Below are 26,844 nucleotides of genomic sequence, written 5' to 3'. Positions count from 1 at the left end.
TCACCGTTCCCGCTCCGCAACGCTCAGGGCTATCCCGTCGAGGATGTCGTGCTCGCTCGTGATCGCTGTCGTGACGCGACCGTCCGTGACCGCCGCGATGCGCTCGAGAATCGATTTCCAGATCAGGGCGCCCGCCCCGATGACGTCGACGCGGCCGGGGTGCATGTAGGGCAGGGCGGCCCGTTCGGCCCGCGTCCGGTGCAGGAGGTCCGACGCCGCCGCCGAGAGGACGGGAATGGGCAGCTCGGCGCCGTGGATGCGCTCGGCCTGGTAGCCCGGGAGTCCGAGTGCGTGGGCGGTGACGGTGGTGATGCTTCCCGCGACCCCGACGATCTTCGTGATGCGGTCCAGGGGCACCTCGGCCGCGGCTTCATCCATCATCCGGCCGACCTCGGCCTCCATCGCCTCGATCTGCGCGGTGCTGGGCGGATCGTCCGTGAGGAACCGCTCGGTGTAGCGCACGCAGCCCATGTCCGTGCTGCGTGCAGCGATCAGTCCGTCCGCGGTGCCTGCGACGAACTCCGTGCTTCCGCCGCCGAGGTCGATGACCAGGACGGTCTCGTCGCGGTCCGTCTCCAGCACGCTCACGGCGCCGTCGAAGGACAGTCGCGCCTCCTCGTCGCCGGAGACGACCTCTGGCTCCACGCCCAGCCGGGCGCGGATGCCGTCGACGAAGTCCTGGCGGTTCTCGGCATCGCGTGATGCCGAGGTCGCCACGAACCGCACGGGCGGGTTGCCGTGCTTCTCGATGAGCGCTGCGTACTCTTCCGTCGCGGCGAACGTGCGGGCGAGCGCAGCCTCCGACAGGCGCCCGGTCGCGTCCACTCCCTCGCCGAGCCGCACCACCCGCATGAGCCGTTCGACGTCGGTCAGGACGCCGTCCTCGACGTCGGCGATCAGGAGCCGGATGGAATTGGTGCCGCAGTCGATGGCAGCTGTGCGCATTAGTTCTCCTCGTCGGACGCGGTGGATTCGGACGCGGTGGATTCGGATGCGTCGGGTCCCAGAGAGGTTACCTGTGCCCCGCCGGTCCCGGCATCTCCGCGCCGTGCCGCCCGCTTGGCCTCGAGTTCCTCGGGGCTCAGGCCCTGGGTCCTGGTGTGCCTGCTGAGGTCGGCGTGCGGCGCCTGGCCCGTCGTGTCCCAGGCGCCCTCGCAGTAGCACCGCTCGGGCGTCCACCACTGCGCTATGCGGCCGATGGCCTCGTCGCCCAGCGGATTCACGCCCGGCCCCGCCGCGAGGGCGTGTCCGACCAGGACGTGCAGGCACTTCACGCGGGTCGGCATGCCTCCCGCCGAGACTCCGGCGATCTCCGGCACGGCCCCCGTGCCGGCGCGTTCGCCCACCGCGTCCCGCGCGGCGAGGTAGTCCTCGTGGGCGGCGCGGTACCTCTCGGCGAGTGCCGCGTCGGTGGTCAGGCGCTCGCTCATCTCGGTCATGACGCCCTCGGCCTCGAGCCGCGACACCGCGGCCGTGATCACCGGGTGGCTGAGGTAGTAGGTCGTGGGGAACGGGATACCGTTCGAGAGGCGCGGAGCGGTGGTGGCGACGAGCGGGTTTCCACAGATGCACCGCGCGCCGATCTCGACGACGTCGCGTACGGGCCGGCCGAGCTGGCGGCTGAGGACGTCGAGATCGCGTCCGCTCGGGATCAGCGGGTCCTGGTCGTCCCGGCCGGGTCGATCGTGCTCGTCGTGCTGGTCGTGCTGGTCGTGCTGGGTCACGCTGTTCCTTCCTGGGACGCCGCTCCGGGCGTCCGGTTCGCGGCGGGCGGTCGCTCTCGCGGCAACGCCCCGCCGCTCAATCTGTCGCTGCGCGGGCGACCGAGCTCCAGAGCGAGTCGACCCAGGGCAGGTCGGCGGGTTCGGGGGCCGATCCCTCGCCGGTGCTCTCCTCGATCCCGTCGCCACCCTTGACGAGGTAGCGGGTCTCCCCCGGCATCACGAGGAAGATGCGCTCGCGCGCCTGCTGCCGGACGAAGGCCGGATCATCCCAGCGGGCGAGCTCCGACTGGTAGTCCGCCTGCTCCTGCTGCTGCTGGGCGATATCCGCGCGCAGGGCATCGAGTTCCGCCTGCTGCTGCAGGTAGCGGCTCACCGACGGCGCCAGCAGCACGATCACGGCGATGAGCACGACGGCGAGGGCGAGCAAACGGCCCGAGAAGGACTTCGCCGGGATGGGCGTGGCCTCCTCGGCCGGCTCGATGACCGACTCGGCACGCTTGGAACCGAGCCGTCCACGGCGGATGCTTCCCGCGAGCTGCGACCGCTCGGCGGCACGTGCCTCCGAAGGGGATGCAGGGGTGGACCGTCCAGTCGCCGGACGCGCGGTCCGCGGCGGCGTCGTCCCTGCCGCCCCTGACGCTGCGCGGGCGTCCCTCGTCCCGGACGAACCCATCGAGCGCGGGTCCTTCGTGGCGGAAGGGCCGGCCGCACGGGGTGGGGACGGCTTGCGCTGGCCGGACCCGGCAGGGCGGGGCTGCGCGGGACGGGACGGGGCGGGGACGTGGCTCGCCCCGCGGGTGCCCGTGGCGGAACCGGTGTCGGTCGGGGAACTGCCGGCCCGGGAGCCGGCAGGGGTCTGGCCCTTGGCCGCTCCGGGGGCCGGCCGTTCCTCCGCCGCGGGCGAAGGACGGCCGGCTCGCGGCACGTTAGGGCGGCGGGCAGTCATGAAGCTCCTCGTCAATGCTGTCGCGTCTGGTCGCGTCGGATTTCTTCCGAAACCCGTCTAACGAGGGTAACCGCCCGCCCGATCAACTGCTGACGTACTAGGCCGTGAAACGCGGGAAGGCGCTGCGACCGGCGTAGCGTGCGGCGTCGTCGAGCTCCTCCTCGATGCGCAGCAGCTGGTTGTACTTGGCGACGCGCTCGCTCCGGGCAGGAGCGCCGGTCTTGATCTGGCCGGCGTTCGTGGCCACGCAGATGTCGGCGATGGTGGTGTCCTCGGTCTCGCCGGAGCGGTGCGAGGTGATCGTCGTGTACCCGGCACGCTGCGCCATCGAGATGGCGTCGAGCGTCTCGGTCAGGGTACCGATCTGGTTGACCTTGACCAGCAGCGAGTTCGCCGTCTGGCTGGAGATGCCCCTGGCCAGGCGCGTGGGGTTCGTGACGAAGAGGTCGTCGCCGACGAGCTGGACCCTGTCGCCGATCGCGTCCGTGAGGTGCTTCCAGCCCTCCCAGTCGTCCTCGTCGAGGGGGTCCTCGATGGAGACCAGCGGGTAGTCGCGGACGAGCTCCTCGAAGTAGGCGCTCATCTCCTGGGTGCTGAGCGTGCGGCCCTCGAAGTGGTACGAGCCGTCCTTGTAGAACTCGGACGCGGCGACGTCGAGGGCGAACGCGATGTCGGTGCCGGGCGTGTAGCCCGCGCGCTCGACGGCGGTGGTGATCAGGTCGAGTGCGTCGCGGTTGGACGGCAGGTTCGGTGCGAAGCCGCCCTCGTCGCCCAGGCCGGTGGCCAGGCCCTTCTCCTTCAGCACGGACTTGAGCTCGTGGTAGACCTCGACGCCCCAGCGGAGGCCCTCGGAGTAGGACTGCGCACCGAGCGGCACGATCATGAATTCCTGGATGTCGACGTCGGAGTCCGCGTGCGAACCACCGTTGAGGATGTTCATGAGCGGCACCGGCAGGACGTGGGCGTTCGGGCCGCCGAGGTAGCGGTAGAGCGGCAGCGCGGCGGATTCGGCGGCGGCGCGGGCGATGGCGAGGGAGACGCCGAGCATCGCGTTGGCGCCCAGGTTCGACTTGTTCTCGGTGCCGTCCAGGTCGATCATCGCCTGGTCGATGGCGCGCTGGTCCGCGGCGTCGAAGCCGAGGAGGGCCGGCTGGATCTGCTCGATGACGGCTTCGACGGCCTGGAGGACGCCCTTGCCGAGGTACCGGTCCTTCTCGCCGTCGCGGCGCTCGTTGGCCTCGAATGCGCCGGTGGAGGCACCGGAGGGGACGGCCGCGCGGCCGAAGGTGTCGTCGTCGAGCAGGACCTCGACCTCGACCGTGGGATTGCCGCGGGAATCGAGGATTTCCCTCGCGTGGATGGCATCGATGATGGCCATGGATTTGCTCCTCTTCGTTGGAGTGTAGGGGTTCACATCTTGTTGGGACGTCTTTGTCAGAGCAACGGAGGTGTTGCTCACAGCCTAGTTCACGTGCGTCCGGACGTGCGCTGGATCACCCGGTTGTGACGCCGGCGCTTGGATCCCGCCGGCCCCTAGTCGCCGGCGACGTCCTGCTGGTAGTCCAGCACCGCACGTCGGAGGGCACGCTCGGGGTCCACCCCGGACGCCAGCGCACGCCGGGTCAGCTCCAGCAGTTCCCTGCCGACACGCGCCTCGGCGTCCGGAGCTCCCTCGGCATCGGCTGCATCGGCTGCCTCGGGGGCGTCGGAGGATCCGGGGGCGTCCGAGGACCCTGGGGCGTCCGAGGAACCGGGGACGTCGATTGCGCCGACGGGCTGGGCGGCCGCGGCCGGGCCGCTGCCCTCCCCCGCGCGCTTGAGGGTCTTGGCGGCCAGGGCGAGCGCGGGCAGGTGGTGCGGTATCCCCTCGAAAGGCGAGGTGCGCCCGGGCCGCTCCTGCGCCTTCACCGCATGCCAGGTGGCGACGATCTCCTCCACGGAGGCGGGGAAGCTCCCGAGGAGGGCGCCGTCGGGCGAGAAGACGTGCGGATTGCGGCGGACCAGCTTGGCGGTCAGCCCGTCCGCCACCTCGGCGAGCCCGAAGGACCCGCGCTCGGCCTGCAGCTGCGCGTGGAGCACCACCTGGAACAGCACGTCCCCGAGCTCGCCCCGCAGCGCGTCGAGGAGGCCGGCGCCGGGGTGGTCCGTCCTCGCGACGTCGTCGACGGCCTCGTAGAGCTCGTAGGTCTCCTCGACGAGGTATTCGAGCAGGGCCGCGTGGTCCAGCGCCGCGGTCCAGGGACAGTGCCGGCGGAGGAGGCCGACCACCTCGGCGAGGCGCTCGACCGACGAGCCCGGCGGGCGGCCGGGCACGGCGGAGGGCCGCTGGGCGGGAGCGTCCACTAGGACGCCTGGCGGGCGACCCTGTCGAAGGTGGACGTGATGTGCTCGGCCAGGGCTTCGCGGTCCTCGAGCGGCAGGAAGGCGGCGTCGACCGCGTTGAGGGTGAGCTCGAGCAGGTCGCCGAGGTCGTAGCCGAACGTGTCGACGAGCAGCTCGAACTCGTCCGTCAGGGTCACACCGCTCATGAGCCGGTTGTCAGTGTTGACGGTGACCTTGAACCCCAGCTGGTACAGCAGGTCGAAGGGGTGGGCGTCGATGGTGTTCCCGAAGGACTCGATCGCCCCGGTCTGGAGGTTCGACGACGGGCACAGCTCGAGCGGGATGCCGCGGTCGCGGACCCACGAGGCGATGCGGCCGAGGTTCGCGATGCCGACCTCCTCGCCGTCGGGAGATTCCTCGTCGGCGGACTCCTCGATCTCGATGTCCTCGGCGATGCGGACCCCGTGGCCGAGGCGAAGGGCCCGTCCGGCGACGAGCGCGTCCTGGATGCTGTCCAGGCCGGCGGCCTCGCCCGCGTGGATCGTCACGGGGAACTGCTCGGACGCGAGGTAGGTGAAGGCCTCCGTGAAGCGTGAGGGCGGAAAGCCGTTCTCCGCCCCGGCGATGTCGAACCCGACCGCGCCCCGGTCACGGTGGCGGACGGCGAGCTCTGCGATCTCCTGGCCGCGGTCGGCGTGACGCATGGCGGTGATCAGCTGGCCCACCTGGACGACCCGGCCGGCGGCGATGGCCGCGGCGGCGCCCGCATCGAGCCCCTCCTGCACGGCCTCGACGGCTTCGTCGAGCGTCAGGCCCCTCTGCGTGTGCTGCTCAGGGGCCCAGCGGACCTCCCCGTACACGACGCCGTCCAGCGCGAGGTCCTCGACGAATTCCCGGGCGACCCGGATCAGGCCCTCGCGCGTCTGCATGACGGCTATGGTGTGGTCGAAGGTCTCGAGGTACCGCTCGAGCGAGCCGGAGTCCGCGGACTCGCGGAACCAGGCACCGAGCGACTCGGGGTCGGACGCCGGCAGCTCGTGCCCGATCGCGGCCGCGAGTTCGAGGATGGTGGCCGGCCGCAGGCCGCCGTCGAGGTGGTCGTGGAGGGAGACCTTCGGCAGGGTCTGGATGTCGATGGCAGCGTCTGAAACGAGGTCGTTCGGGATCTGGGTCACGCTGCCAAGCCTACGCGATGCGCCTCAGGACGGGTTCGTCCCGCGGGCCGGTTCGAGCTCGTCCCGGAGCTGCAGGGCAGGAGCCTCGAGCGGGGTGGCGCCCCGGACGAAGGCGGTTCCACGGTCCACGAGAATGCCGATGACGACCGCGATCCCGACGGCCACCGCGACGCCCAGCAGGTGGTTGTGCTGGAACCAGGTACCGGCGACAGCGCCGATACCCACCGAGTAGCCGGCCCACACCGTTCCGGAGAGTGCTGTCAGTGCGACGAAGCGGCGCTGGGAGTAGCCGGTGGCGCCGGCGGTGAGGTTGACGGCCACGCGGCCGATCGGGATGAAGCGTGCCACGAGGATGAGCGACGCCGCCCGTTTCGCGAGCTCGTCGCCTGCCCATCCGAACGACCGCTGCATCCGGGGGCGCCGCATCCACCGGAAGCGCGTGGTGCCGATACCCCTGCCGATGCCGTACGCGATGTTGTCGCCGAGGAAGGCGCCGAGTGCCGCGACCAGGATCAGCAGCCAGGGGTTCAGCACACCCTGGGTGAGGACGAGGGACGCGAGGCCGACCACGACGGACTCGCTGGGGAACGGCGGGAAGAACCCGTCCACCACGCAGCACACGAGGACGAGGAGGTATACCCAGGGCTGTTCGGCGGCAGCGAGGACGAAGTCGCTGATGCCTCCGAGTGCGCTGGTGATCGCGTCCATCCTGGGCTCCTCCGCCGTCGCTCCGTGCGGGCGGCCGCCGGGGTGGCGAGGGCCGGCACGGGGCCGGACGCGGGGTGCTGCGGTTCGGGTCGAGCCGCGATGCGCTGCCTGCGTCTGCATACGACGCTACCGGCCGGCCGCACGCGGGTCGTCGCCCCTGAGGGCGATCTACGCCGCGGCCGGCGTCACCCCTCGGGATGAGGCCGGCCGCGGATCCCCTAGGGGTCGACCCTGTGAGGGGCCCGGTGGCGCCTAGGCGATGCGGTCGATGATGAGCTGCTGAGCCGGGCGTGAGCCCTCGGGGGCGATGACCACGGCGTCGGCCAGGGCCTCCCGCGCGCGCTCGAACCTGTCCGGGGTGTCGGTCAGCAGCGTCATCAGCGGCTCGCCCGCCCGCACCAGGGCGCCCGGCTTCGCATGCATCCGCACGCCGGCTCCCGCCTGCACCTGGTCCTCCTTGCGTGCACGGCCCGCACCGAGGCGCCATGCCGCGACTCCGACCGAGAGGGCGTCCAGTCCCACGAGCACGCCGTCGGCCGGCGCGAGGAGAACGTCCGACTCCCGGGCGACGGGCAGCGTGGCTCGGGGGTCCCCACCCTGTGCCTCGATCATCCGGTTCCAGACGTCCATCGCGCGGCCGTCCTTCAGGGCGGCGGCCGGGTCGGCGTCGTGCACGCCCGCACAGGCGAGCATCTCCTCCGCGAGGCGGACGGTGAGCTCGACGACGTCGGCCGGCCCGCCACCCGCGAGGACCTCCACGGATTCCTCGACCTCGATGGCGTTGCCCGCCGTGAGGCCGAGCGGAGTGCTCATGTCGGTGAGCAGGGCCACGGTGTTCACCCCGGCGTCCTTGCCGAGCGCGACCATGGTCTCCGCGAGTTCCCGCGCCTGGTCGACGTCCTTCATGAAGGCGCCGTTGCCCACCTTGACGTCCAGGACGAGCGACCCGGTTCCCTCGGCGATCTTCTTGCTCATGATCGAGGACGCGATGAGCGGGATGGCCTCCACCGTGCCGGTGACGTCGCGCAGCGCGTAGAGCTTCTTGTCGGCGGGAGCCAGTCCCGTGCCGGCGGCGCAGATGACGGCGCCGACCTCGGCGAGCTGGCGCAGCATGTCCTCGTTGCTGAGGTGCGCCTGCCAGCCGGGGATGGATTCCAGCTTGTCCAGGGTTCCCCCGGTGTGCCCGAGGCCGCGCCCGGAGAGCTGCGGCACGGCGACGCCGAACACGGCGACGAGCGGGGCCAGCGGCAGGGTGATCTTGTCCCCGACGCCGCCGGTGGAATGCTTGTCGCTCGTCGGACGCTCGAGGGACGAGAAGTCCATGCGCTCTCCGGAGGCGATCATCGCGGCCGTCCAGCGGGAGATCTCCGCGCGGTCCATGCCGTTGAGCAGGATCGCCATGTTGAGGGCGGCCATCTGCTCGTCGGCGATGACGCCGCGCGTGTAGGCGTCGATGGTCCAGTCGATCTGCTCGGGCGAGAGCGTTCCCCTGTCGCGCTTGGTCCGGATGATGTCGACGGCGTCGAAGGCTTCGGTCATGGAGGATCCTCGGGTTGTTCGGATGGGGTGTCCGGATCCTTGTGGGAGCCGGATGGGAAGGCGCGGCGGGATGGGCCGCGCCGGATCAGGCGAGGTGCTGCGGGCCGAAGGCGTCCGGCAGGACCTCGTCCATGGTGCGGATGCCGCTGACGGTCAGAAGCACCATGTCCGGCGCCCGGAACTCGTACAGCAGCTGGCGGCACCGGCCGCACGGCATGAGGGCGTTGCCCTCACCGTCGACGCAGGCGAAGGCACGGATGCGCCCGCCTCCGCTCATCGCCAGGGCGCTGACGAGGGCGCACTCGGCGCACAGCGTCAGGCCGTAGGAGGCGTTCTCGACGTTGCAGCCGGAGATGATCCGGCCGTCGTCGATCAGCGCCGCCACCCCGACGGGGAACTTCGAATAGGGCACGTAGGCCCTGGTCATGGCCTCCCTCGCCGTGGCGGTGAGGTCGTCCCAGGGGATGTCGTTCTCGCTCATGATGGTCCTAACCCTTGATGTACGGGATGCCGCTGGCTCCCGGTGCCCTCGACCGGCCCACGAGGCCGGCGACCGCGAAGACCGTGACCACGTAGGGCAGCATGCGCAGGAACTGGTCCGGCACCGGCGTGCCGAGGAGGCTCAGCACGTTCGAGAGGTTCGTCGCGAAGCCGAACAGCAGTGCCGCGAAAAACGCTCCGATGGGGTTCCAGCGGCCGAAGATGAGTGCCGCCAGCGCGATGTAGCCCTGGCCCGCCGTCATGTCCCGGCCGAAGCCCGAGACGGCCACGAGCGTGAAGAAGGACCCTCCGACGCCTGCCACGACTCCCGCGAGGAGCACGTTGAGGAAGCGCATCCGGTTGACGTTCACACCGAGGGTGTCGGCGGCCTTCGGGTGCTCGCCGACGGCGCGGGTCCGCAGGCCCCAGCGTGAGTGGTACAGGGCCACGTAGATGACGGCGACCGCGACGTACATGAGGTAGCCCACGATGGTCTGCTGGAAGAGGATCGGGCCGATCACCGGGATGTCCGCGAGGAGCGGGATCTCGATCACGGGCAGCCGCGGCGGCGAGTTCCAGCGCTCGGAGTCCTCGCTGAGGACGGCGGAGAACAGGAAGCCCGTGAGGCCGGAGACCAGCACGTTGAGCACGACGCCGACGATCACCTGGTTCACGACGTAGCGGATGCTGAAGACGGCGAGGACGAGCGACACCAGGACACCCGCGACGGCGGCGGCGAGCAGGCCGACGAACGCACTGCCGGACAGCGACGCCGCGACGGCCGCCGCGAAGGCGCCGAAGAGCAGCTGGCCCTCGATGGCGATGTTGACGACGCCGGACCGCTCGCAGAGGACGCCCGAGAGCGAGCCGAAGATCAGCGGTACGGCCAGCGTGACGGAGCCCGCGAGCAGCCCGTAGAGGGCGACGTTCGGAGTGCGGGCGCTGCCCACGACCCAGGTCAGGAACGCGATGAGGAACAGGACCGCGAAGACGGCCGGTACCCAGGTGGGGACCTTCCGCCCGGCGCGGGTACGCAGGATCGCGAGGACGGCGAGGGCGATCATGGCGATCGCCGCGAGCCACCCGATCAGCGGTGCGGACACCACGATCGACGGCAGGACGATCGGATCGTTCTCCTCGGACAGCCGGAAGGTGACGTCGTTGCCCGGTGCCCCGAGCGCGAACACGAGGAGCGCGAAGAGGGCGACGACGGAGAGGATGATCGGGTTCTTCCAGCTCCGCACGGTGGCGTCGCCGGTGCCGCGGGCGGGCGCGGTGGTTGCTGTGCTCATGCTGCTGCTCCGGTCGAGGCTGGCGTGCGGGTGGTGGTGCCGCCCTTGCCGGCGCGCGGGGCTCCGGGCGCCGGGAGGCGGAACAGCGCGCGGACGAGCGGCGGCGCTGCGATGAAGAGGACGATGAGCGACTGGACCACGAGGACGATGTCGATGCTGGTACCCGTTGAGGCCTGCATCGCGACGCCCCCGGCCCGGAACGCGCCGAAGAGGATGCCTGCCGCGAACGTGCCCCAGGGCGAGGAACGCCCGAGGAGCGCGACCGTGATGGCGTCGAAGCCGAAGCTCGCGGCCACGCCCGAGGTGAGGACCTTCTCGGTGCCCGACACCTGGGCGACCCCGGCGAGTCCTGCGAGCGCCCCCGCGATGGCCATGGCGAGGATGTAGCCCTTGCTGACGTTCACGCCCGCGGTGCGGGCCGCACTGGCGTTGGCACCGACGGCCCGGAGTTCGAAGCCCACCGTCGAGCGGTTGAGCAGCCACCACACGAAGACGGTGGCCAGGACGGCGACGACGAAGCCCCAGTGCAGGCGGAAGCCGGACCCCAGGAGCGGCGGATACAGGGCCGACGCGTCGAGCTGGGGGCTGATCGGGTTCGTGGAGCCCGGGCGCTGGAACGCGGGGGTGCTCAGGAAGTACAGGACCAGGTTGGTCGCGATGTAGTTGAACATGATCGTGAGGATGACCTCGTGGGCGCCGGTGCGGGCCTTGAGGAGTCCTACGAGTCCGGCCCACACCGCGCCGCCCACCATGCCCGCGAGGATCACGAGCAGCAGGTGGATGCCGGCCGGGAGGTGCAGCGTGAAGCCGACCCAGCCGGCGAAGGTGGCGCCGATCAGGATCTGGCCCTGCGCGCCGATGTTGAACAGGCCCGCCCGGAAGGCCAGTGCCACGCCGAGGCCCGCGCAGATGAGCGGGGTCGCGACGGTCAGGGTCTGCGTCAGCGGGTAGATCATCTGGGAGAAGGACCCCCCGCGGACGTTGAAGACGGAGCCCTGGAAGAGCGCGATGTACGCACCCGACGCCGCTGTCCAGGCCGCGCCGAGCGTGTCCTGGGGGCGGCCGAAGAAGTACGACGACGCCCGCGCGACGTTCGGATCGGTCAGGGCGATGAGCAGTCCGCCGAGGACCAGGGACAGCACCACGGACAGGAAGGCGACGAGCGCGTTCCCCGTCATGATGCGCTGCAGGAGCGTCGATTCCGGCGCGGGGCCGGCGCCGGCCGAGGCCGGAACGGCGGGCGGCGGGAGCTCCCCTCCGGCCGTCTCCACCGCGTTCTCGAGGCGTACCTCGTCCTGGCGCGCGGTGTCCTTCGCCTGCCGACGGGTCAGCGGAGCTCCGCCGTCGGGAGCCGGGAGTACCGGCCGGTCGTCCTGCGGGGTCACAGGTTTCCTCCTTGAACGTCGTGGGCCTGCGCCAGCGCTTCGTCGGCGGGCATGCCGGCCATCATGAGGCCGAGGACATCGCGCGAGACCGTGCCGGGCACGATGCCCATGAGGCGCCCGCGGTAGAGCACTGCGATGCGGTCGGCCAGTTCCAGGACCTCGTCGAGTTCCGTGGAGACGATGATGACCGGCGTCCCGCCGTCGCGCTCGGCGACGATGCGGCGGTGCAGGAATTCGATGGATCCGACGTCGACACCGCGCGTGGGCTGCGACGCGATGAACAGCTTGAGCGGCCGCGAGAACTCGCGGGCCATGACGACCTTCTGCTGGTTGCCGCCCGAGAGCGTGCCGGCGGCGGCGGAGGCCGACTGCGTGCGCACGTCGTACTCGGCGATCTTCTCGTCGGCGTTCTTCCCGATGGCCGCCTGGGACATCGACAGGCCCCGGGCGAAGGGGGCGTCGTCGTAACGGTTCAGGATGAGGTTCTCGGCCACGGAGAACGTGCCGACGAGACCCTCGACGCTGCGGTCCTCGGGGACGAACCCGACACCGGCGCGGATGACGTCCTTGACCTTGCGGCCGACGAGCTCGTTCCCGCCCAGGGTGATCGATCCGGTCACGTGGTCCTGCAGTCCCATGATGGCTTCGGTCAGTTCGGTCTGGCCGTTGCCCTGCACACCGGCGACGGCGAGGATCTCGCCTTCCGCGACGTCGAAACTCAGGCCGTCCACCACGCGCTGGCCGTTGTCCGCCTGCACGGTGAGGTCGCGGACCCGGAAGGTGACCTCACCCGGCGTCGCCGGCTTCTTGTCGAGCGTCAGGCTGACCGAGCGCCCCACCATGAGGGACGCGAGTTCGGTGGTGGACGCGCTGGGATCGGCGGTCCCCACGACCTTGCCGCGACGGATCACCGTGATGACGTCGGACACGGCCTTGACCTCGCGGAGCTTGTGCGAGATGAAGACGATGGACTTGCCGTCCGCCGTGAGCTGCGCCATGATCCCGAGCAGTTCGTCGGTCTCCTTGGGCGTCAGCACGGCCGTCGGCTCGTCGAGGATCAGCACCTCGGCGTCGCGCACGAGGGCCTTGATGATCTCGACGCGCTGCTGCACACCGACCGGGAGGTCCTCGACCACGGCGTCGGGGTCGACGTCGAACCCGTACTGGTCCGAGATGCGGCGGATGCGGGTGCGGGTTTCCTGCAGGTTCAGCATGCCGCCGCCCCTCACGGCTTCATTGCCGAGGGCGACGTTCTCCGCGACGGTGAAGACCGGCACGAGCATGAAGTGCTGGTGCACCATGCCGATCCCGGCGGCCATCGCGTCCCCCGGGCCCCGGAAGGTCACCGGCTTGTCGTTGACGCGGATCTCACCCTCGGTGGGGTCGTACAGTCCGTACAGCACGTTCATGAGGGTGGACTTGCCCGCCCCGTTCTCACCGAGCAGGCTGTGGACCTGTCCCGGTTCCACGACGAGGTCGATGGAGTCGTTGGCAACGAGCGATCCGAAGCGCTTCGTGATGCCGATCAGTTCGAGTTTCACAACCCAGCCTGTTCTGTTCTGTTGTCTTCGGTGGAAGTCACCGGCAAGGATACCGGCTGCGGCTTCGGGGCACGCAGCCGGGACGAACGCGAACCGCCTTCCTCCCGCGGGGATCCGCAGGAGAAAGGCGGTTCGGTGGTGCTGCGGTGCCTACTTCGGGCTGGCCGCGGATTCGACCGTGATCTCGCCGGAGATGATCTGGTCCTTCAGCTCGTCGAGCTTCGTCTGCAGGTCGGCGGGGACGTTGGCTTCCTGGTCGTGGAACGGAGCCAGTGCGACACCGCCGTTCTCCAGGGTGCCGACGTACGGGGTGCTGTCGAAGGTGCCCTCGACATCGGCGCTGACGACGTCCTCGACGGCACCGCCCATGAGCTTCATGACGGAGGTGAGGATGAACTCCTCGGCCTTGCCGGCGGTCTCGTATCCGTCGGAGTCGACCCAGACGGCCTTGACGTCCTTGCCGGCGGCGTTGGCCTCGGTGACGGCGTCGAGCGTTCCGGACCCGACCGGGCCGGCCACCGGCATGATGACGTCGGCGCCCTCGTTGATGAAGTTCTGGGTGTTGGTCTTGCCTGCGGCTGCGTCCTCGAAGTTGCCGACGAAGGTGCCGTTCTGGCTCTCCTTGTCCCAGCCGAGGAGCTGCACGTCGCCGCCGGTCTCCTCGTTGAAGTGGTCGACACCCTCGGCGAAGCCGTCCATGAAGATGGTGACGGTCGGGATGTTGATACCGCCGTAGGTGGCAACCTTGCCGGTCTCGCTGGTCGCTGCGGCTGCGTAGCCCGCGAGGAATGCGGCCTGTGCCGTGTCGTAGATGATCGGCTTGACGTTGGGCAGGTCGATCGAGTTGTCGTCGATGATCGCGAAGTGGGACTCCGGGTTCGCCTCCGCGGCGGCCTTCGTGGTGTCGGCGAGCAGGAAGCCGACGGTGACCGTCAGGTTGCAGCCGCCCTGGACCATCGTGTCGACGTTCGGGCCGAAGTCGGTCTCGGCCTGCGACTCGGCCTGGTTGATCTTGATGCCGAGGTCCGCCTCGGCCTTCTTCAGTCCCTCGTAGCTGGACTGGTTGAACGAGCGGTCGTCGAATCCACCGGAGTCGGAGACGATGCAGCCCAGGTAGTCGCTGTTCGCCTCGGCGCTCGCGCCACCTCCGGCCGAATCCTCGGCAGGCGGCGCACCGCAGCCGGAGAGGACGAGGGCCGATACGCCGAGAACGGCGGCGGACAGGCCTGTTCCGCGCGAAAATTTGCGCAGTGAGTTCTTCAAAATGCCTCCAGGAGAGAAATACGCCACGGGGACGAATGCCAGTGAGTGTCCAACACGGGTCAGATGGATCCGAGGCTCTGTTTTCACTGGAAGACCGTGGCGCCGCGACACCGTCGGTGCAGCACGTATGCGAACATCCTAGAGGTTAGGTGACGGGGAGCACTACACGGAGGTCCGGCCCGGCCCGATCGTTCGGATTTCGTTATCCTCCGGTGCACCCTCCCCGAGCCGCACCGACCCCCGGTGGCGGACGGGCCGGTTCAGGAGTGGCGTCCGAGCACGGCCTGCAGTGCGGCGGCTGTCATCACGCGGATCCCGCTCTCGATGGCGCGCTCGTCCGGCGCGTAGTCGCCGCGGTGGAGGTCGTACGTCTCCCCGCCGGGCGCGCGTGTCCCGAGCCGCATCATGGCGCCGGGCACCTCCTGCGTCATCCAGGCGAAGTCCTCGCCGCCCATCGACTGCGGGGTCAGGACCACGGCCTCCGACCCGAGTTCCGCGCGTGCGGCGGCCTCGAGGAGTCCCGTCTCGGCCTCCTGGTTCACCACCGGCGGTACCCCGCGGATATGCTCCAGCTTCACGTCGACACCGAAGGGGGCCGCTACCTCGCGCACGGCGCGGTCGAGCATCTCGCCCGCAGATTCCCAGGCCTCCCCGTCCAGGCAGCGGAGCGTCCCCGACATGAAGCCGTGGGCGGGAATGGCGTTGGGCGCGGAGCCGGAATGGATCTGCCCCCACACCACGGACACCGCGCTGCGGACGTCGATACGGCGTGAGAGGACGGCCGGGACGTTCACGGCGATGGCGGCGAGCGCGAACACGAGGTCCTCGGTCAGGTGCGGGCGCGAGGTGTGGCCGCCGCGTCCGCTGAGCTCGACCCGGATGGTGTCGGATGCCGAGGTGATGGCTCCGATGCGCGTGCCGACGAGCCCGACGTCGATCCTCGGGTCGCAGTGCAGTGCCAGGATCCTCGGGATGCCGGTGAGGACCCCCTGCGCGATGACGTCGATGGCTCCGCCGGGCATCATCTCCTCGGCGGGCTGGAAGATGATCCGCACCGTCCCGGGAAGCGGCAGGTCGGAGTTCAGGTCCGCGAGCACGAGCGCGACGCCGAGCATGACGGTCGTGTGGATGTCGTGGCCGCACGCGTGGGTGATGCCCGTCGACTCCGACGCGTAGGGAAGCCCCGTCTCCTCGATGATGGGCAGGGCGTCGATGTCGGCGCGCAGGCCGATCCGGAGGGGCCCCTGGCCGATGTCCACGAACGCACCGGTACCCTCGAGGCGCTTGGGAGCGAGGCCCGCACGCTCGAGCCTGTCGACGATCAGGTCCGTCGTGCGGTGTTCCTTGTAGGACAGTTCCGGGTGCCGGTGGATCTCGCGCCGGATCCCGGTCAGCTCACCGAGCAGCGGCGCGAGGGCTGCCCCGATACGGGAGACCGGCGGACTCTGGTTGCTGGACGTTTCCACTCCCTCAGCGTACCGACCGCGGGCCCGTCGCCTTTCCACCGCTACGCCGACACGTCATTGTGCTAGGGACGCGCGCTAGAGGACATCGGTGTCGCCGCTGGCGCGCAGCCGTTCCACGGCCTTCTTGACTTCCTGGGCGTGCTCCTTGGTGGTGACGAGCAGTGCGTCCGGGGTGTCGACGATGACGACGTCGTCGATGCCGATCAGTGCGATGACCCGCTTGGTGTCGGAGACGACGATGCCGGAGGCGTTCTCGGAGAACACGCGGGCGCCCTCCCCCATCACCCTGAGCTCGCTGTTCTCCTCCGCCGGGTTCAGGCGGCCGATGGCGGCGAAGTCCCCGACGTCGTCCCAGTTGAAGTCGCCGGGGATCATCGCGACGTCGCCGGAAGCCGCTGCGGGCTCGGCGACGGCGTAGTCGATGGCGATCTTGGGCAGGGTGGGCCAGACCCGGCGGGCGACCTCGACGCGGCGGGGCGTGTCCCAGGCCTCCGCGATCTCCATGAGCCCGCTGTAGAGCTCAGGCTCGTTGATGGACAGGTGCTTCAGCATCAGGTCGACCGGGGCGACGAACATCCCGGCGTTCCATGAGTAGTTGCCGCCCTGGAGGTAGCTGTCGGCGACCTCCTGCGAGGGCTTCTCCACGAACTCGACGACGGCGTGGGCACTGGGCGCCCCCTGGACCGCGAGGGACTCACCCGCCCGGATGTAGCCGAAGCCCGTGGAGGCATGCGTCGGCTTGATGCCGATGGTCACGATGTAACCCTGCGCGGCCGTGTGGATGGCCTCGCGCACCACATCCTGGAACTCCTCGACCGGCGCGATCACATGGTCGGCGGCGAAGGACCCCATGATGATGCCCGGGTCCCGCTGGTGCAGGATCGCTGCGGCGAGTCCGATCGCAGCCCCGGAATCCTTCGGCTCGGCCTCGAGCACCAGGTTCAGGTCCTCGATCTCGGGAAGCTGCGCGAGGACGGCGCGCCGGTGCACGATGCCGGTGACGACCATGATGCGGCCGTCGCACAGCGGACGGAGGCGTTCGTAGGTCGCGCGGATCAGGGTGCTGCCCGATCCAGTGAGGTCGTGGAGGAACTTCGGCGCCGCCGCACGCGAGAGCGGCCAGAGGCGCGTGCCCGTGCCTCCGGCGGGGATGACGGCATGGAAGCGGTCCAGCACGTTGTCAGGGGTCCGGGCAGCCGCCCTCTCGGTACTCATCGATCCACGGTAACCGACGACCGGCGGGAGACGGCATACCCTGCACGCCCCGGATTCGTCCAGACCGGCGTCCTGTCCCCGCGCTCCCCTGCTGCCGCAGGTAGTGCGACTCCCGGATTTTCCCTGCCCACGGCCTGTGAAGACCCGGAATCAGGGGGATCCGCGGGTGTCAAGACGGGTAGTCGCGGGCATCGCGGCGGGTATCGACATAAGTTATCGACACTGCTGGTGACGGGTGTGCGAGGTCACATGTGAGGGGCCCCTAAATTGAACCGGAAGTGTCACCGGCCTAGATTATTCTTATCGGAAGAGTGCTGTCGCACCGGCGTAATCCCTGCGTATAACGCGCTAACGCCCATGCGATGCAGGGAGGTAATTTCAATGCCGAAGACACTGACACCAGCAGGCACCCTCTACCGTGGCCGGGAAGGCCAATGGTCCTGGGTGGCCCACCGCATCACCGGGGTAGTGATTTTCTTCTTCCTCCTCGTGCACGTCCTGGACACATCCCTCGTCCGCGTTTCGCCCGAAGCCTACGACGCCGTCATCGCGTCGTACAAGAACCCGATCATGGGTCTCGGGGAACTCGGTCTCGTCGCCGCCGTCATGTTCCACGCCTTCAACGGGATCCGCCTGATCCTCGTGGACTTCTGGAAGGACGGCCCCAAGTACCACCGCCAGATGCTCTGGGGCGTCGTAGGCCTCTGGGCGGTCGTCATGATCGCCTTCTCGATCCGCCATCTCACGCACGTCTTCGGAGGTTAACACCATGGCTACCCCAACCATCGATAGCCCCCGTTCCGGCCGCGTCACCCCGGGCTACTCGCGCACGCCGGGGTCGCGCGGCAACTTCGAGATGGTCGCCTGGCTGTTCATGCGCCTCTCGGGCGCCATCCTCCTCGTGATGATCACCGTCCACCTCTACGTGAACCTCGTCGCCGGGGACGGCATCACCGGTGTGGACTTCGGCTTCGTCGCCGGCAAGTGGGCCAATCCGATCTGGCAGGTCTGGGACCTGGTACTGCTGTGGCTGTCCATGCTCCACGGCACCAACGGCGTCCGCGTGATCATCAACGACTACGCCGACAAGAACAGCACGCGGATGTGGCTCAAGGGAGTCCTCTACACGGCGACCGTCGTCATCGTGGTCCTCGGCACCCTCGTGATCTTCACCTTCGATCCGTGCCCCGTCATCGACGGAGTCGCGCACGTGGCGGACTACTGCCCCGCATCGTAAGCCCTGCCGGACCTCGGCAGTTCCCGCATGACCGGCCCCGCGGGGCCCCTTCATGCACGACCGGTTTCAACAGAAAGAGCGACCAGCATGCAGGTCCACAAGTACGACGTCGTCATCGTCGGCGCCGGTGGCGCAGGGATGCGCGCAGCCATCGAGTCGGGGCAGCGCGCCCACACCGCCGTCCTGACGAAGCTCTACCCCACCCGTTCGCACACGGGTGCGGCACAGGGTGGCATGTGCGCTGCACTCGCCAACGTCGAAGAGGACAACTGGGAGTGGCACACCTTCGACACCGTCAAGGGTGGTGACTACCTCGTCGACCAGGACGCCGCCGAGGTCATGGCCAAGGAGGCCATCGAGGCGGTCCTCGACCTCGAGAGGATGGGCCTGCCGTTCAACCGCACGCCCGAGGGTCGTATCGACCAGCGACGCTTCGGCGGCCACACCCGCGACCACGGCAAGGCCCCTGTCCGCCGGTCCTGCTACGCGGCGGACCGCACGGGCCACATGATCCTGCAGACGCTGTACCAAAACTGCGTCAAGCACAACGTGGAGTTCTACAACGAGTACTACGTGCTCGACCTGCTGATGGTGGACCAGGAAGTCACCGTCGACGGCGTGACCCGCATCCAGAAGCGCGTGGCCGGCGTCGTCTCCTACGACCTCGCCTCGGGTGAACTGCACATCTTCCAGGCGAAGTCCGTCGTGTTCGCCTCGGGCGGCGTCGGCAAGGTCTACAAGACGACGTCGAACGCCCACACGCTGACGGGCGACGGCATGGGCATCGCCTTCCGCCGCGGCATCCCCCTCGAGGACATGGAATTCTTCCAGTTCCACCCGACCGGCCTCGCCGGCCTGGGCATCCTGCTGTCCGAGGCGGCGCGCGGCGAAGGCGCGATCCTGCGGAACTCGGAGGGAGAGCGCTTCATGGAGCGCTACGCCCCCACCATCAAGGACCTCGCTCCGCGTGACATCGTGGCGCGTTCCATGGCGAACGAGGTCCGCGAGGGCCGTGGCGCCGGGCCGAACAAGGACTACGTCCTCCTCGACCTGACGCACCTCGAGCCCGCGCACATCGATGCGAAGCTCCCCGACATCACCGAGTTCGCCCGCACCTACCTCGGTGTCGAGCCCTACACGGAGCCCGTCCCCGTCTTCCCGACGGCGCACTACGCCATGGGCGGCATCCCGACCAACATCCAGGCCGAGGTCCTGGCCGACAACGACACCGTGGTCCCCGGGCTGTACGCTGCAGGCGAGGTCGCGTGCGTCTCCGTGCACGGCTCGAACCGCCTGGGCACCAACTCGCTCCTCGACATCAACGTCTTCGGCAAGCGCGCCGGCATCGCCGCCGCGCAGTACGCCCTGACGGCCGACTTCGTCGAGATCCCCGAGAACCCCGCGGCCGAGACCGAGCTGCTCCTCAACCGGGCACGCAGCTCGGAAGGCGGGGAGCGCGTCGCGCAGATCCGCAAGGAGCTGCAGGACGTCATGGACGCGAATGTCCAGGTGTTCCGCACCGAGCAGACTCTGCTCGAGGCGCTGCGCGTGATCGATACGCTGGAGGAGCGGTACACCCGCATCACCGTCCAGGACAAGGGCAAGCGGTTCAACCTCGACCTGCTCGAGGCCGTCGAACTCGGATTCCTCCTTGACATGGCGAAGGTCATGACCGCGGCGGCCCTGCACCGCAAGGAATCCCGCGGGGGTCACTTCCGTGAGGACTATCCTGAGCGTGACGACGAGAATTTCATGACCCATTCCATGGCCTACAAGGACCCGAGCGCCACCGAGACGAGCGGCGTCCGCCTTGAGACCAAACCGGTTATCTTCACCCGATACCAGCCCATGGAGCGTAAGTACTGATGAGCACCGAAACGATGGAAAAAGAGCCGGCCTCGAAGATCGAGCTCAGCAAGGACGTCGCCGGCGGAGAGATCCCCACCTTCGACGTCACCCTCAAGGTCCGGCGCTACAACCCGGAGGTCTCGGACGAGGCCCACTGGGACGAGTGGCAGCTGACCATGTACGGCACGGACCGCGTGCTGGACGCCCTGCACAAGGTCAAGTGGGAGCATGACGGCTCGGTGTCCTTCCGCCGGTCCTGCGCCCACGGCGTGTGCGGCTCCGATGCCATGCGCATCAACGGCCGCAACCGCCTGGCCTGCAAGACGCTGCTGAAGGACCTCGACACGTCCAAGCCCATCCTCGTGGAGCCCATCAAGGGCCTGCCCGTGGAGAAGGACCTGATCGTGGACATGGAGCCCTTCTTCCAGTCCTACCGCGAGATCATGCCGTTCCTGATCAGCAAGGGCCACGAGCCCGCGAAGGAGCGCCTGCAGTCCTCCGAGGAGCGCGACCGCTACGACGACACCACCAAGTGCATCCTGTGCGCCGCGTGCACGTCCTCCTGCCCCGTGTTCTGGACCGACGGCCAGTACTTCGGTCCGGCCGCGATCGTGAACGCGCACCGCTTCATCTTCGACTCGCGCGACGATGCCGGGGACATGCGCCTCGAGATCCTCAACGACAAGGAAGGCGTCTGGCGCTGCCGGACCACCTTCAACTGCTCGGAGGCCTGCCCGCGAGGCATCCAGGTCACCAAGGCCATCTCCGAGGTCAAGCAGGCCATCCTGACCCGCAAGGTCTGACGTAGGCAGAAGATCCGGCGCCATAAGGAACACCACGCACGTCGATGTGCCAGGAAGGGCGGTCCGCACCAGCGGGCCGCCCTTCCCGGTTCCCGGAGTCCTGCACGTCGGTGCCAGGAGCAATCCGCCGAGCAGCAGGACGGGTGAGTCAGGTGGGAGGGTTCCCGGTGCCCGGCTTCCGGCGGCGTCGCTGGCGCAGGGTGCCGCCCTTCGCGGAACGCTCGCGCTCCGCCCGGTTTTCGGCGTCGGCCGAACCCACGGCACACCAGGCCGTGGCCAGCAGGTACACCTGGCTGAGGAGGAAGAACCAGATGAACAGCGCGAGGATCACGGCGAAGGACAGCAGCAGCGGGTTGTTGCCGAAGGTGCCGAGGATCTGGGCTGAGAAGGTGCGTAACAGCGTCGTCCCGATCCCTGCGATGACCGCCCCCTGCAGCAGGATCCTGCGCGGCATCTCGATGGCCGACGCCGAGTGGAACAGCACCACGGCCACGAGGATGTCCAGCAGGATCATCACGGCGAAGCCTGCCACCTGCGTCAGCACCGGGCTCACTGCCGCCAGCTCGAGGAGGGCCAGGAGTGCGCCCAGCGAGTTGGTGGCGACGATACCCAGTCCCGTGGTCACGAGCATGATGACGCCGAGCACCGCGAGCGTGCCCAGGTCCTTCAGCCAGAGCACGACGGGAGGCGCCGCAACGGGCTGGAGCGCGAAGATCCCGCGCATCGCCTGGCGCATCCCGCCGATCCAGCCGAGTGCCGTCACGAGCATCACGGCCGACGAGACGACGATCGTCCAGCCCAGCCCACTGGTCGCATCGAAGAGACGGGCAGGGGTCACGAGGCCCCGGCCGTCCTCCCCTCTGTCGATCAGGCCGGGCACCGCCCGGTCGAGGGCGTCCACGGCGAGCTCACGGAGGTTTTCGTCCCCCGCGACGACGATGCCGAGCGCGGCGAATCCCACGACGAGCAGCGCCGCGATGGCGAAGAACAAGCGGTAGGCCAGCCCGGCCGCCATCAGCGGGCCCCGCCGCTCGTTGTACAGCAGGACGACTCTCATGGGTCGCAGGGTGTAGAAACGGCAGATCGCAAGATCGAGCCGAGCCAGCAGGAGCTCGGTGCCCCCGCTTCCGGAACGGGTCAGCCGTCCGACGCGCACCTGCGCGTCGATGACCTTGCGGCGGAGGTCGGGCAGGCTGGCCGGGGACGGCTGCTCAACCTGCGGCGGCTTCGGAGCCGTCAGCGACTTGGCCAAAGTGCAGCTCCTCCCTCAGCTTCCAGAGCCCCGACGGCACGTGCTCGTACAGGCCCATGGACCGCACCTCGAACGAGGCCTCGAAGGCGTGGAGCTCTTCGACCGCCGCGTCCATTCCGGCCTCGGAGACATCGTGCGCCACGGTGACGTGCGGATGGAAGGGGAAATCCAGGTCGCGTTCGAGGGGGCCCCTCTGGAGCTTCGCGTGCAGGTCGACGCACTCGTCGAAACCCTCGACGAGGTTCAGGAACACCACCGGTGACACCGGGCGGAAGGACCCGGTGCTGCGCAGGCGCACCTCGAAGGGCCGTTGCTGCCGGGCGACGGCCCGCACATGGTCGATGGTCGCGTCCCAGTCCGACGCCGGCGTCGTCGTGATGAGGGTGATGTGGGGCGGGACGACCGCCGCCAGGGGGTCGCCGAAGGACGCCCTCCACGCCTCCAGGTCGCCGGCGAGGGGCTCCGGGATGGGTATGGTGATCCCCACGCAGCTACCGCTCAGGCCGGAACGGGACGTGGCTGGTGCCGCTCCGCTGGTCTGACCGGTGGGTGCACACATGGGTCAGCGGGCTCCCGCGGCAGGGAGGAAACCCACACGGGCATAGACGTCGGCGAGGGTGGGAGCCGCCAGCTCGCGCGCCTTCGCGGCACCCTTCGCCAGCAGGCGATCGAGTTCGGCCGGGTCGGACAGCAGTTCCTCCGCACGGTTCCGGACCGGCGTGAGGGCCTCCACGACGACGTCGGCGAGATCCACCTTGAGGTGCCCGTACATGCGGCCCGCGTAGTCCGCCTCGAGTTCGGCGATGCCCTTGCCGGACAGGGCCGAGTAGATCGCCAGCAGGTTCGAGATGCCCGGCTTCTCCGCGGTGTCGAAGCGGATCTCCGTGCCGGCGTCGGTGACCGCGGACTTGATCCGCTTGGCCGTGACCTTGGGGTCATCGAGCAGGTTGATCAGCCCGGCGGCCGACGAGGCTGACTTCGACATCTTCGCCGTCGGGTTCTGCAGGTCGTAGATCTTGGCGGACTCCTTCTGGATGAAGGGTTTCGGCACCACGAAGGTCTCGCCGAAGCGCGAGTTGAAGCGCTGGGCCAGGTCACGGCTCAGTTCGACGTGCTGCCGCTGGTCCTCGCCGACGGGGACGCCGTCGGGCTGGTAGAGGAGGATGTCCGCGGCCTGGAGGACCGGGTACGTGAAGAGGCCCACGCTGGCGGCGTCCGTACCCTGCTTCGACGCCTTGTCCTTGAACTGGGTCATGCGCGATGCTTCGCCGAACCCGGTGAGGCAGTTCAGCACCCACGCGAGCTGGGCGTGCTCCGGGACGTGGGACTGCACGAAGAGGGTCGCCCTGTCGGGGTCGACGCCGCCCGCGATGTACTGGGCGGCCGTGATCCGCGTGCGGTGTGCCAGTTCCTGCGGGTCCTGTGGCACGGTGATCGCGTGCAGGTCGGGGATGAAGAAGACGGCGTCGTACGTGTCCTGCAGGCGTACCCAGTGCACCAGGGCACCCAGGTAGTTGCCGAGGTGCAGGGAACCCGCGGACGGCTGCATCCCGGAGAGGATGCGCTGGCGCCGGTTCGGACCCGGAGTCGGGGGGATTGTCATGGAAGCTGTCCTGCACTCTAGATCTGGTAGTCGACGACGAGCGGCGCGTGGTCCGAGAACCGCGTGTCCCAGCTCGGCGCCCTGTCGACGTCGGCGGTCACCGCACTCTTCGCGAGGGCCTGCGTGGCCATCTGGTAGTCGATGCGCCAGCCGGTGTCGTTGTCGAACGCCTTGCCCCGCCAGGACCACCAGGTGTAGGGACCGTCGACGTCGCCGGCGAGGAGGCGGGCCACGTCCAGGAATCCGCACTCGTCCGAGAAGAACCGGTCGAAATACGCCCGTTCCTCGGGCAGGAAGCCGGCGTTCTTGACGTTGCCCTTCCAGTTCCGGATATCGAGCTGGGTGTGGCCGACGTTCAGGTCGCCGACCACGACGGCGTGGTCCGCGCCGTCCCGGAGCTGAGGCAGCCGGGTGATCATGGCGTCGAGGAAGCGGTACTTGTCGTCCTGCTTCGGGGTGCCCACGTCGCCCGAATGGACGTACGCGCTCACGACCGTCAGGGTCGAGCCCTCCACGGTGAAGTCGGCCTCCACCCAGCGGCCGGCCGTGTCGAAGTAGCTGTCACCGATGGTCGTGCGCGTCGCCGTGGGCTCCTGGCGTGAGGCGATCGCCACACCCGCCCGGCCCTTCGCCTCCGCCTCGGTGTGCAGGATGTGCCAGTCGTCGCCCAGGAGGCTGCGGACGACGGCGTCGGGCGCCCGGACCTCCTGCAGGCAGAGGATGTCGACGTCCCGGCCGTCCAGCCATTCCTGCATGCCGCGCTTGTAGGCGGCGCGGATTCCGTTGACGTTGACGGACGCGATGCGCAGGGATTTCTGCGGAGGATTCGATGCCGGACTCACTCGATCCACCTTACCCCGGAGGGTTTTCCGATTCATCCCGGACGCGGGCGCGTCAGTCGACGACTGTGCCCTCGACGGGGCCTTCCGTCGAGCCCTTCATCATCGAGCGGGCGTTGTGCGAGGTGATCTCGATGGTCTCGAGCGCGCGCTCCACCATGCCCTCGTCCTTGCCGAGGTACTCCCGGACCACGCCGACCTGCACCTGGACGATCTTGAAGCTGTGGTCGAGCTTCATGTCCCGTGCCCGGTCGGCGGCGATGGGCGCGGTCGAGGACTGCCCCGACCCACCGAACCCGCTGCCCTGGAGACGTGCGGCGGCCTTCCGGGCCGCCGAGCGGAGGCTGATGACCACGAAGCTGAAGACCAGGAGCCAGCCGAGGGAGATGATCACCACCAGCCAGCCGACGACGTCGTTCTGGTTCGCCGCGAAGACGACGGCGACCAGGAACACGACGAGCATGATGCCCATCCCGGCACTGCCCATGCGCATGCTCAAACCCCGGCCCGCCGGCCGCCCATTACTTCCTAGTGACTGCATCCGACCATTCTTCCGTATGCCCAGGACTACCTCCGTTCCTTCCACCGCGGGCGAACTGTCAGGGTTCTCAAAGATTCCTCCCATCTCCTCCCATCCGTGACTGGGCTCACCCCGAAGTACTGTCACGCGCCCCACACGGCGCCTCATTCGCACAACGGAGGAATTTCCAATGAACAAGAAGATGCGTCTCCTCGCAGTACCAGCCCTCGCCATCAGCGCCGTCGCCCTCGCCGGCTCCCCCGCCATGGCAGCCGACGGCTCCTACTCGTCCACGCTGGGCCAGCTCAATGGCACCACGGGTACCGGCACGATCACCGTCGACGTCACCGGCGACCAGGCGATGGTCAACCTCCAGGTGTCCGGCCTCGCGCAGACCTTCATGGACGCTCCGTACCCGCACGTCCAGCACATCCACGGTGGCGCCCAGGGCAAGTGCCCCACGCCTGCCGATGACGCCAACGGCGACGGCATCATCAACGTGGCCGAAGGCGTCCCGGGCTACGGCGACATCCAGACCACGCTCACCACCTCCGGTGCGACGACCCCCGCGGAGGGCCTGAACCTCGCCCTCGGCGGCCAGGGCGGGACCTACTCCATCCAGCGCACCATCACCCTGGATGCCGCGACAAAGGCCTCCCTCGAAGCCGGCACCGCCGTCGTCGTCGTGCACGGCCTGGATCCCGCCACCGCCGGTGTCTCCGAGGAAGTCTTCGCCAGCCCGTCGGAGATCGCCCCCGACCTGCCCCTCGGCGCGACCTCGCCCGCACTGTGCGGCACGCTCGTCGCGACCCAGATGGGTGCCATGCCGTCCGGCGGAGCCGACACCGGTGTCGCCACGGAGTCGTCCTCCAACACTGCAGGCATGATCGCCCTCGGTGGCGGCCTGGTCCTGGCAGCTGCAGCCGGTGGAACCTACGCAGTGCGCCGCCGCGCGACCAACGCATAATACTGAGCTGATGATCAGTGAAGTAACCGGCCACCGCTGGGGCCTCACGGCTCCGGCGGTGGCCGCCCTTTTCCTCCTCGCCGGCTGCGGGGCATCCCCGGCGGCGACGCCGGAGTCGTCGGCCATTGCCGGCACCTCGGTCGCCACGGCAGCCCCCACCCCTTCTGCCGTTGCCCCAAGTGCGGCTGCGCCGTCGGCGCCCGCCGCGCCCGCCGCAACCCCATCCGCTCCCGCGGCGGCCCCGGCACAGCCGGCAGTGCTTCCCGCATCGGCACCGGTCACCCTGGAGATCCCGTCCATCGGCGTGCGCACCGACCTGGTCAGCCTGGGCCTGCGCGAGAACCGCAGCCTCGAGGTACCGCCGGACGGCCCCGGTGCACCCGCCGGCTGGTACAACCGGTCCCCCACCCCCGGTGACCGCGGGCCGGCCGTGATGCTCGGCCACGTCAACGCCACCGACGGCGGCAAGGGCGTCTTCGCCGACCTCCGCGCCCTCAAGTCCGGCGACCGCATGAACGTGACCCGCGAGGACGGCACGACGGCGGTGTTCGAGTTCCAGCGCGGCGAAGCCTACCGGAAGGACGGGTTCCCCACCCTGACGGTGTACGGGAACACGCCCGGATCGGAACTGCGCCTCATCACCTGCGACGGCTACAACCCGGACACCGGGCTGTTCGACGACAACTACGTGGTCTACGCGACCCTGGTGCCCTGAGGCC

The 26,844-nt window shown here is 69.2% G+C and carries 26 protein-coding genes; 6 read left to right on the top strand and 20 right to left on the bottom strand.

What is annotated here, in order from left to right:
* The 15 genes from P5G52_RS16635 to P5G52_RS16565 all read right to left on the bottom strand — a co-directional run bounded on the left by P5G52_RS16635 (position 1) and on the right by P5G52_RS16565 (position 17,056).
* Positions 1 to 945 carry a Ppx/GppA phosphatase family protein gene (locus tag P5G52_RS16635; protein ID WP_301229599.1) on the bottom strand — a complete coding sequence of 315 codons (945 nt, stop codon included), beginning with the start codon at positions 943 to 945 and terminating at the stop codon, positions 1 to 3.
* The gene (locus P5G52_RS16630; protein WP_301230182.1) at positions 945 to 1,655 is read right to left on the bottom strand and encodes a DUF501 domain-containing protein; all 711 of its coding nucleotides are present in this window, start codon (positions 1,653 to 1,655) and stop codon (positions 945 to 947) included. Before P5G52_RS16630 ends, P5G52_RS16635 begins: the two co-directional genes overlap by 1 nt.
* A gap of 145 nt (positions 1,656 to 1,800) precedes the next feature.
* On the bottom strand, positions 1,801 to 2,670 hold the full coding sequence (locus tag P5G52_RS16625) for an FtsB family cell division protein (RefSeq protein ID WP_301229597.1): 870 nt from the start codon (positions 2,668 to 2,670) through the stop codon (positions 1,801 to 1,803).
* A 97-nt stretch (positions 2,671 to 2,767) separates the two neighbouring features.
* Entirely contained in the window at positions 2,768 to 4,048 is a 1,281-nt protein-coding gene (gene eno / locus P5G52_RS16620; RefSeq protein ID WP_301229595.1) for a phosphopyruvate hydratase, read from the bottom strand.
* 155 nt (positions 4,049 to 4,203) lie between these two features.
* A complete protein-coding gene (locus tag P5G52_RS16615; protein ID WP_301229593.1) occupies positions 4,204 to 5,013 on the bottom strand; it encodes a MazG nucleotide pyrophosphohydrolase domain-containing protein in 810 nt (269 codons plus the stop codon).
* On the bottom strand, positions 5,013 to 6,167 hold the full coding sequence (locus P5G52_RS16610) for an adenosine deaminase (RefSeq protein WP_301229591.1): 1,155 nt from the start codon (positions 6,165 to 6,167) through the stop codon (positions 5,013 to 5,015). The genes P5G52_RS16615 and P5G52_RS16610 overlap by 1 nt, the downstream gene beginning before the upstream one ends.
* Before the next feature lie 24 nt (positions 6,168 to 6,191).
* Complete coding sequence (locus tag P5G52_RS16605; RefSeq protein ID WP_301229589.1) at positions 6,192 to 6,875, bottom strand: DedA family protein; 684 nt, start codon at positions 6,873 to 6,875, stop codon at positions 6,192 to 6,194.
* 252 nt (positions 6,876 to 7,127) lie between these two features.
* Entirely contained in the window at positions 7,128 to 8,414 is a 1,287-nt protein-coding gene (locus tag P5G52_RS16600; RefSeq protein WP_301229587.1) for a thymidine phosphorylase, read from the bottom strand.
* 85 nt (positions 8,415 to 8,499) lie between these two features.
* Positions 8,500 to 8,895, bottom strand: coding sequence for a cytidine deaminase (locus P5G52_RS16595; protein ID WP_301229566.1), 396 nt, complete (start codon positions 8,893 to 8,895; stop codon positions 8,500 to 8,502).
* A gap of 7 nt (positions 8,896 to 8,902) precedes the next feature.
* Entirely contained in the window at positions 8,903 to 10,186 is a 1,284-nt protein-coding gene (locus P5G52_RS16590) for an ABC transporter permease (RefSeq protein ID WP_301229564.1), read from the bottom strand.
* Positions 10,183 to 11,571: an ABC transporter permease gene (locus P5G52_RS16585; protein ID WP_435868713.1), complete on the bottom strand. Its 1,389-nt coding sequence runs from the start codon at positions 11,569 to 11,571 to the stop codon at positions 10,183 to 10,185. Before P5G52_RS16585 ends, P5G52_RS16590 begins: the two co-directional genes overlap by 4 nt.
* Positions 11,568 to 13,112, bottom strand: coding sequence for an ABC transporter ATP-binding protein (locus tag P5G52_RS16580; protein WP_301229562.1), 1,545 nt, complete (start codon positions 13,110 to 13,112; stop codon positions 11,568 to 11,570). Before P5G52_RS16580 ends, P5G52_RS16585 begins: the two co-directional genes overlap by 4 nt.
* 150 nt (positions 13,113 to 13,262) lie before the next feature.
* Positions 13,263 to 14,375, bottom strand: a complete 1,113-nt coding sequence (locus P5G52_RS16575; RefSeq protein WP_301229560.1) for a BMP family lipoprotein — start codon at positions 14,373 to 14,375, stop codon at positions 13,263 to 13,265.
* Between the two features lie 260 nt (positions 14,376 to 14,635).
* A complete protein-coding gene (locus tag P5G52_RS16570; RefSeq protein ID WP_301229558.1) occupies positions 14,636 to 15,841 on the bottom strand; it encodes an amidohydrolase in 1,206 nt (401 codons plus the stop codon).
* Between the two features lie 75 nt (positions 15,842 to 15,916).
* The gene (locus P5G52_RS16565; RefSeq protein ID WP_301229556.1) at positions 15,917 to 17,056 is read right to left on the bottom strand and encodes a mannose-1-phosphate guanylyltransferase; all 1,140 of its coding nucleotides are present in this window, start codon (positions 17,054 to 17,056) and stop codon (positions 15,917 to 15,919) included.
* 381 nt (positions 17,057 to 17,437) lie between these two features.
* On the opposite strand from P5G52_RS16565, the gene sdhC reads away from it, so the two are divergent.
* From sdhC to P5G52_RS16545, 4 genes are all read left to right on the top strand, one after another.
* Entirely contained in the window at positions 17,438 to 17,821 is a 384-nt protein-coding gene (gene sdhC / locus P5G52_RS16560; protein ID WP_301229554.1) for a succinate dehydrogenase, cytochrome b556 subunit, read from the top strand.
* 4 nt (positions 17,822 to 17,825) lie between these two features.
* Positions 17,826 to 18,293, top strand: coding sequence for a succinate dehydrogenase hydrophobic membrane anchor subunit (locus tag P5G52_RS16555; RefSeq protein ID WP_301229552.1), 468 nt, complete (start codon positions 17,826 to 17,828; stop codon positions 18,291 to 18,293).
* An 87-nt stretch (positions 18,294 to 18,380) separates the two neighbouring features.
* Positions 18,381 to 20,159: a succinate dehydrogenase flavoprotein subunit gene (sdhA, locus tag P5G52_RS16550; protein WP_301229550.1), complete on the top strand. Its 1,779-nt coding sequence runs from the start codon at positions 18,381 to 18,383 to the stop codon at positions 20,157 to 20,159.
* Complete coding sequence (locus P5G52_RS16545) at positions 20,159 to 20,944, top strand: succinate dehydrogenase iron-sulfur subunit (protein ID WP_301229548.1); 786 nt, start codon at positions 20,159 to 20,161, stop codon at positions 20,942 to 20,944. Before sdhA ends, P5G52_RS16545 begins: the two co-directional genes overlap by 1 nt.
* Before the next feature lie 148 nt (positions 20,945 to 21,092).
* Here P5G52_RS16545 and P5G52_RS16540 read toward each other — a convergent pair whose 3' ends face one another.
* The 5 genes from P5G52_RS16540 to P5G52_RS16520 all read right to left on the bottom strand — a co-directional run bounded on the left by P5G52_RS16540 (position 21,093) and on the right by P5G52_RS16520 (position 25,179).
* Entirely contained in the window at positions 21,093 to 22,196 is a 1,104-nt protein-coding gene (locus tag P5G52_RS16540; protein WP_301229546.1) for a YihY/virulence factor BrkB family protein, read from the bottom strand.
* Complete coding sequence (locus P5G52_RS16535) at positions 22,156 to 22,683, bottom strand: 2'-5' RNA ligase family protein (protein ID WP_363321916.1); 528 nt, start codon at positions 22,681 to 22,683, stop codon at positions 22,156 to 22,158. The genes P5G52_RS16540 and P5G52_RS16535 overlap by 41 nt, the downstream gene beginning before the upstream one ends.
* Positions 22,684 to 22,758: 75 nt before the next feature.
* Positions 22,759 to 23,799 (bottom strand): tryptophan--tRNA ligase, encoded by a 1,041-nt coding sequence (gene trpS / locus P5G52_RS16530; RefSeq protein ID WP_301229541.1) that lies wholly within the window; start codon positions 23,797 to 23,799, stop codon positions 22,759 to 22,761.
* A 17-nt stretch (positions 23,800 to 23,816) separates the two neighbouring features.
* Positions 23,817 to 24,650 (bottom strand): exodeoxyribonuclease III, encoded by an 834-nt coding sequence (locus P5G52_RS16525; protein WP_435868712.1) that lies wholly within the window; start codon positions 24,648 to 24,650, stop codon positions 23,817 to 23,819.
* Positions 24,651 to 24,693: 43 nt separating this feature from the next.
* Positions 24,694 to 25,179, bottom strand: a complete 486-nt coding sequence (locus P5G52_RS16520; protein WP_301229537.1) for a hypothetical protein — start codon at positions 25,177 to 25,179, stop codon at positions 24,694 to 24,696.
* A gap of 169 nt (positions 25,180 to 25,348) precedes the next feature.
* Between P5G52_RS16520 and P5G52_RS16515 the strand changes: the two genes are divergently transcribed.
* Both P5G52_RS16515 and P5G52_RS16510 read left to right on the top strand, forming a co-directional pair.
* On the top strand, positions 25,349 to 26,125 hold the full coding sequence (locus P5G52_RS16515; RefSeq protein ID WP_301229535.1) for a CHRD domain-containing protein: 777 nt from the start codon (positions 25,349 to 25,351) through the stop codon (positions 26,123 to 26,125).
* 10 nt (positions 26,126 to 26,135) lie between these two features.
* A complete protein-coding gene (locus tag P5G52_RS16510; RefSeq protein ID WP_301229533.1) occupies positions 26,136 to 26,840 on the top strand; it encodes a sortase domain-containing protein in 705 nt (234 codons plus the stop codon).
* The last annotated feature ends 4 nt before the right edge of the window (positions 26,841 to 26,844 follow it).

Source organism: Arthrobacter burdickii (assembly GCF_030433645.1).
In the GTDB taxonomy this organism is placed as follows: Bacteria; Actinomycetota; Actinomycetes; order Actinomycetales; family Micrococcaceae; genus Arthrobacter_D; species Arthrobacter_D burdickii.
Note: the sequence above shows the minus strand (reverse complement) of the source record. Positions and strands in the feature narration are given on the sequence as shown.

Excerpts from the sequence above, each read along its gene's own strand:
- P5G52_RS16595 (WP_301229566.1), bottom strand. The coding sequence starts at position 8,895 with ATGAGCGAGAACGACATCCCCTGGGACGACCTCACCGCCACGGCGAGG.
- P5G52_RS16565 (WP_301229556.1), bottom strand. The coding sequence starts at position 17,056 with ATGAGTACCGAGAGGGCGGCTGCCCGGACCCCTGACAACGTGCTGGAC.
- P5G52_RS16520 (WP_301229537.1), bottom strand. The coding sequence starts at position 25,179 with ATGCAGTCACTAGGAAGTAATGGGCGGCCGGCGGGCCGGGGTTTGAGC.
- P5G52_RS16590 (WP_301229564.1), bottom strand. The coding sequence starts at position 10,186 with ATGAGCACAGCAACCACCGCGCCCGCCCGCGGCACCGGCGACGCCACC.
- P5G52_RS16515 (WP_301229535.1), top strand. The coding sequence starts at position 25,349 with ATGAACAAGAAGATGCGTCTCCTCGCAGTACCAGCCCTCGCCATCAGC.
- sdhA (WP_301229550.1), top strand. The coding sequence starts at position 18,381 with ATGCAGGTCCACAAGTACGACGTCGTCATCGTCGGCGCCGGTGGCGCA.
- sdhC (WP_301229554.1), top strand. The coding sequence starts at position 17,438 with ATGCCGAAGACACTGACACCAGCAGGCACCCTCTACCGTGGCCGGGAA.
- P5G52_RS16600 (WP_301229587.1), bottom strand. The coding sequence starts at position 8,414 with ATGACCGAAGCCTTCGACGCCGTCGACATCATCCGGACCAAGCGCGAC.
- P5G52_RS16510 (WP_301229533.1), top strand. The coding sequence starts at position 26,136 with ATGATCAGTGAAGTAACCGGCCACCGCTGGGGCCTCACGGCTCCGGCG.
- P5G52_RS16605 (WP_301229589.1), bottom strand. The coding sequence starts at position 6,875 with ATGGACGCGATCACCAGCGCACTCGGAGGCATCAGCGACTTCGTCCTC.
- P5G52_RS16545 (WP_301229548.1), top strand. The coding sequence starts at position 20,159 with ATGAGCACCGAAACGATGGAAAAAGAGCCGGCCTCGAAGATCGAGCTC.
- eno (WP_301229595.1), bottom strand. The coding sequence starts at position 4,048 with ATGGCCATCATCGATGCCATCCACGCGAGGGAAATCCTCGATTCCCGC.
- P5G52_RS16635 (WP_301229599.1), bottom strand. The coding sequence starts at position 945 with ATGCGCACAGCTGCCATCGACTGCGGCACCAATTCCATCCGGCTCCTG.
- P5G52_RS16625 (WP_301229597.1), bottom strand. The coding sequence starts at position 2,670 with ATGACTGCCCGCCGCCCTAACGTGCCGCGAGCCGGCCGTCCTTCGCCC.
- P5G52_RS16555 (WP_301229552.1), top strand. The coding sequence starts at position 17,826 with ATGGCTACCCCAACCATCGATAGCCCCCGTTCCGGCCGCGTCACCCCG.
- trpS (WP_301229541.1), bottom strand. The coding sequence starts at position 23,799 with ATGACAATCCCCCCGACTCCGGGTCCGAACCGGCGCCAGCGCATCCTC.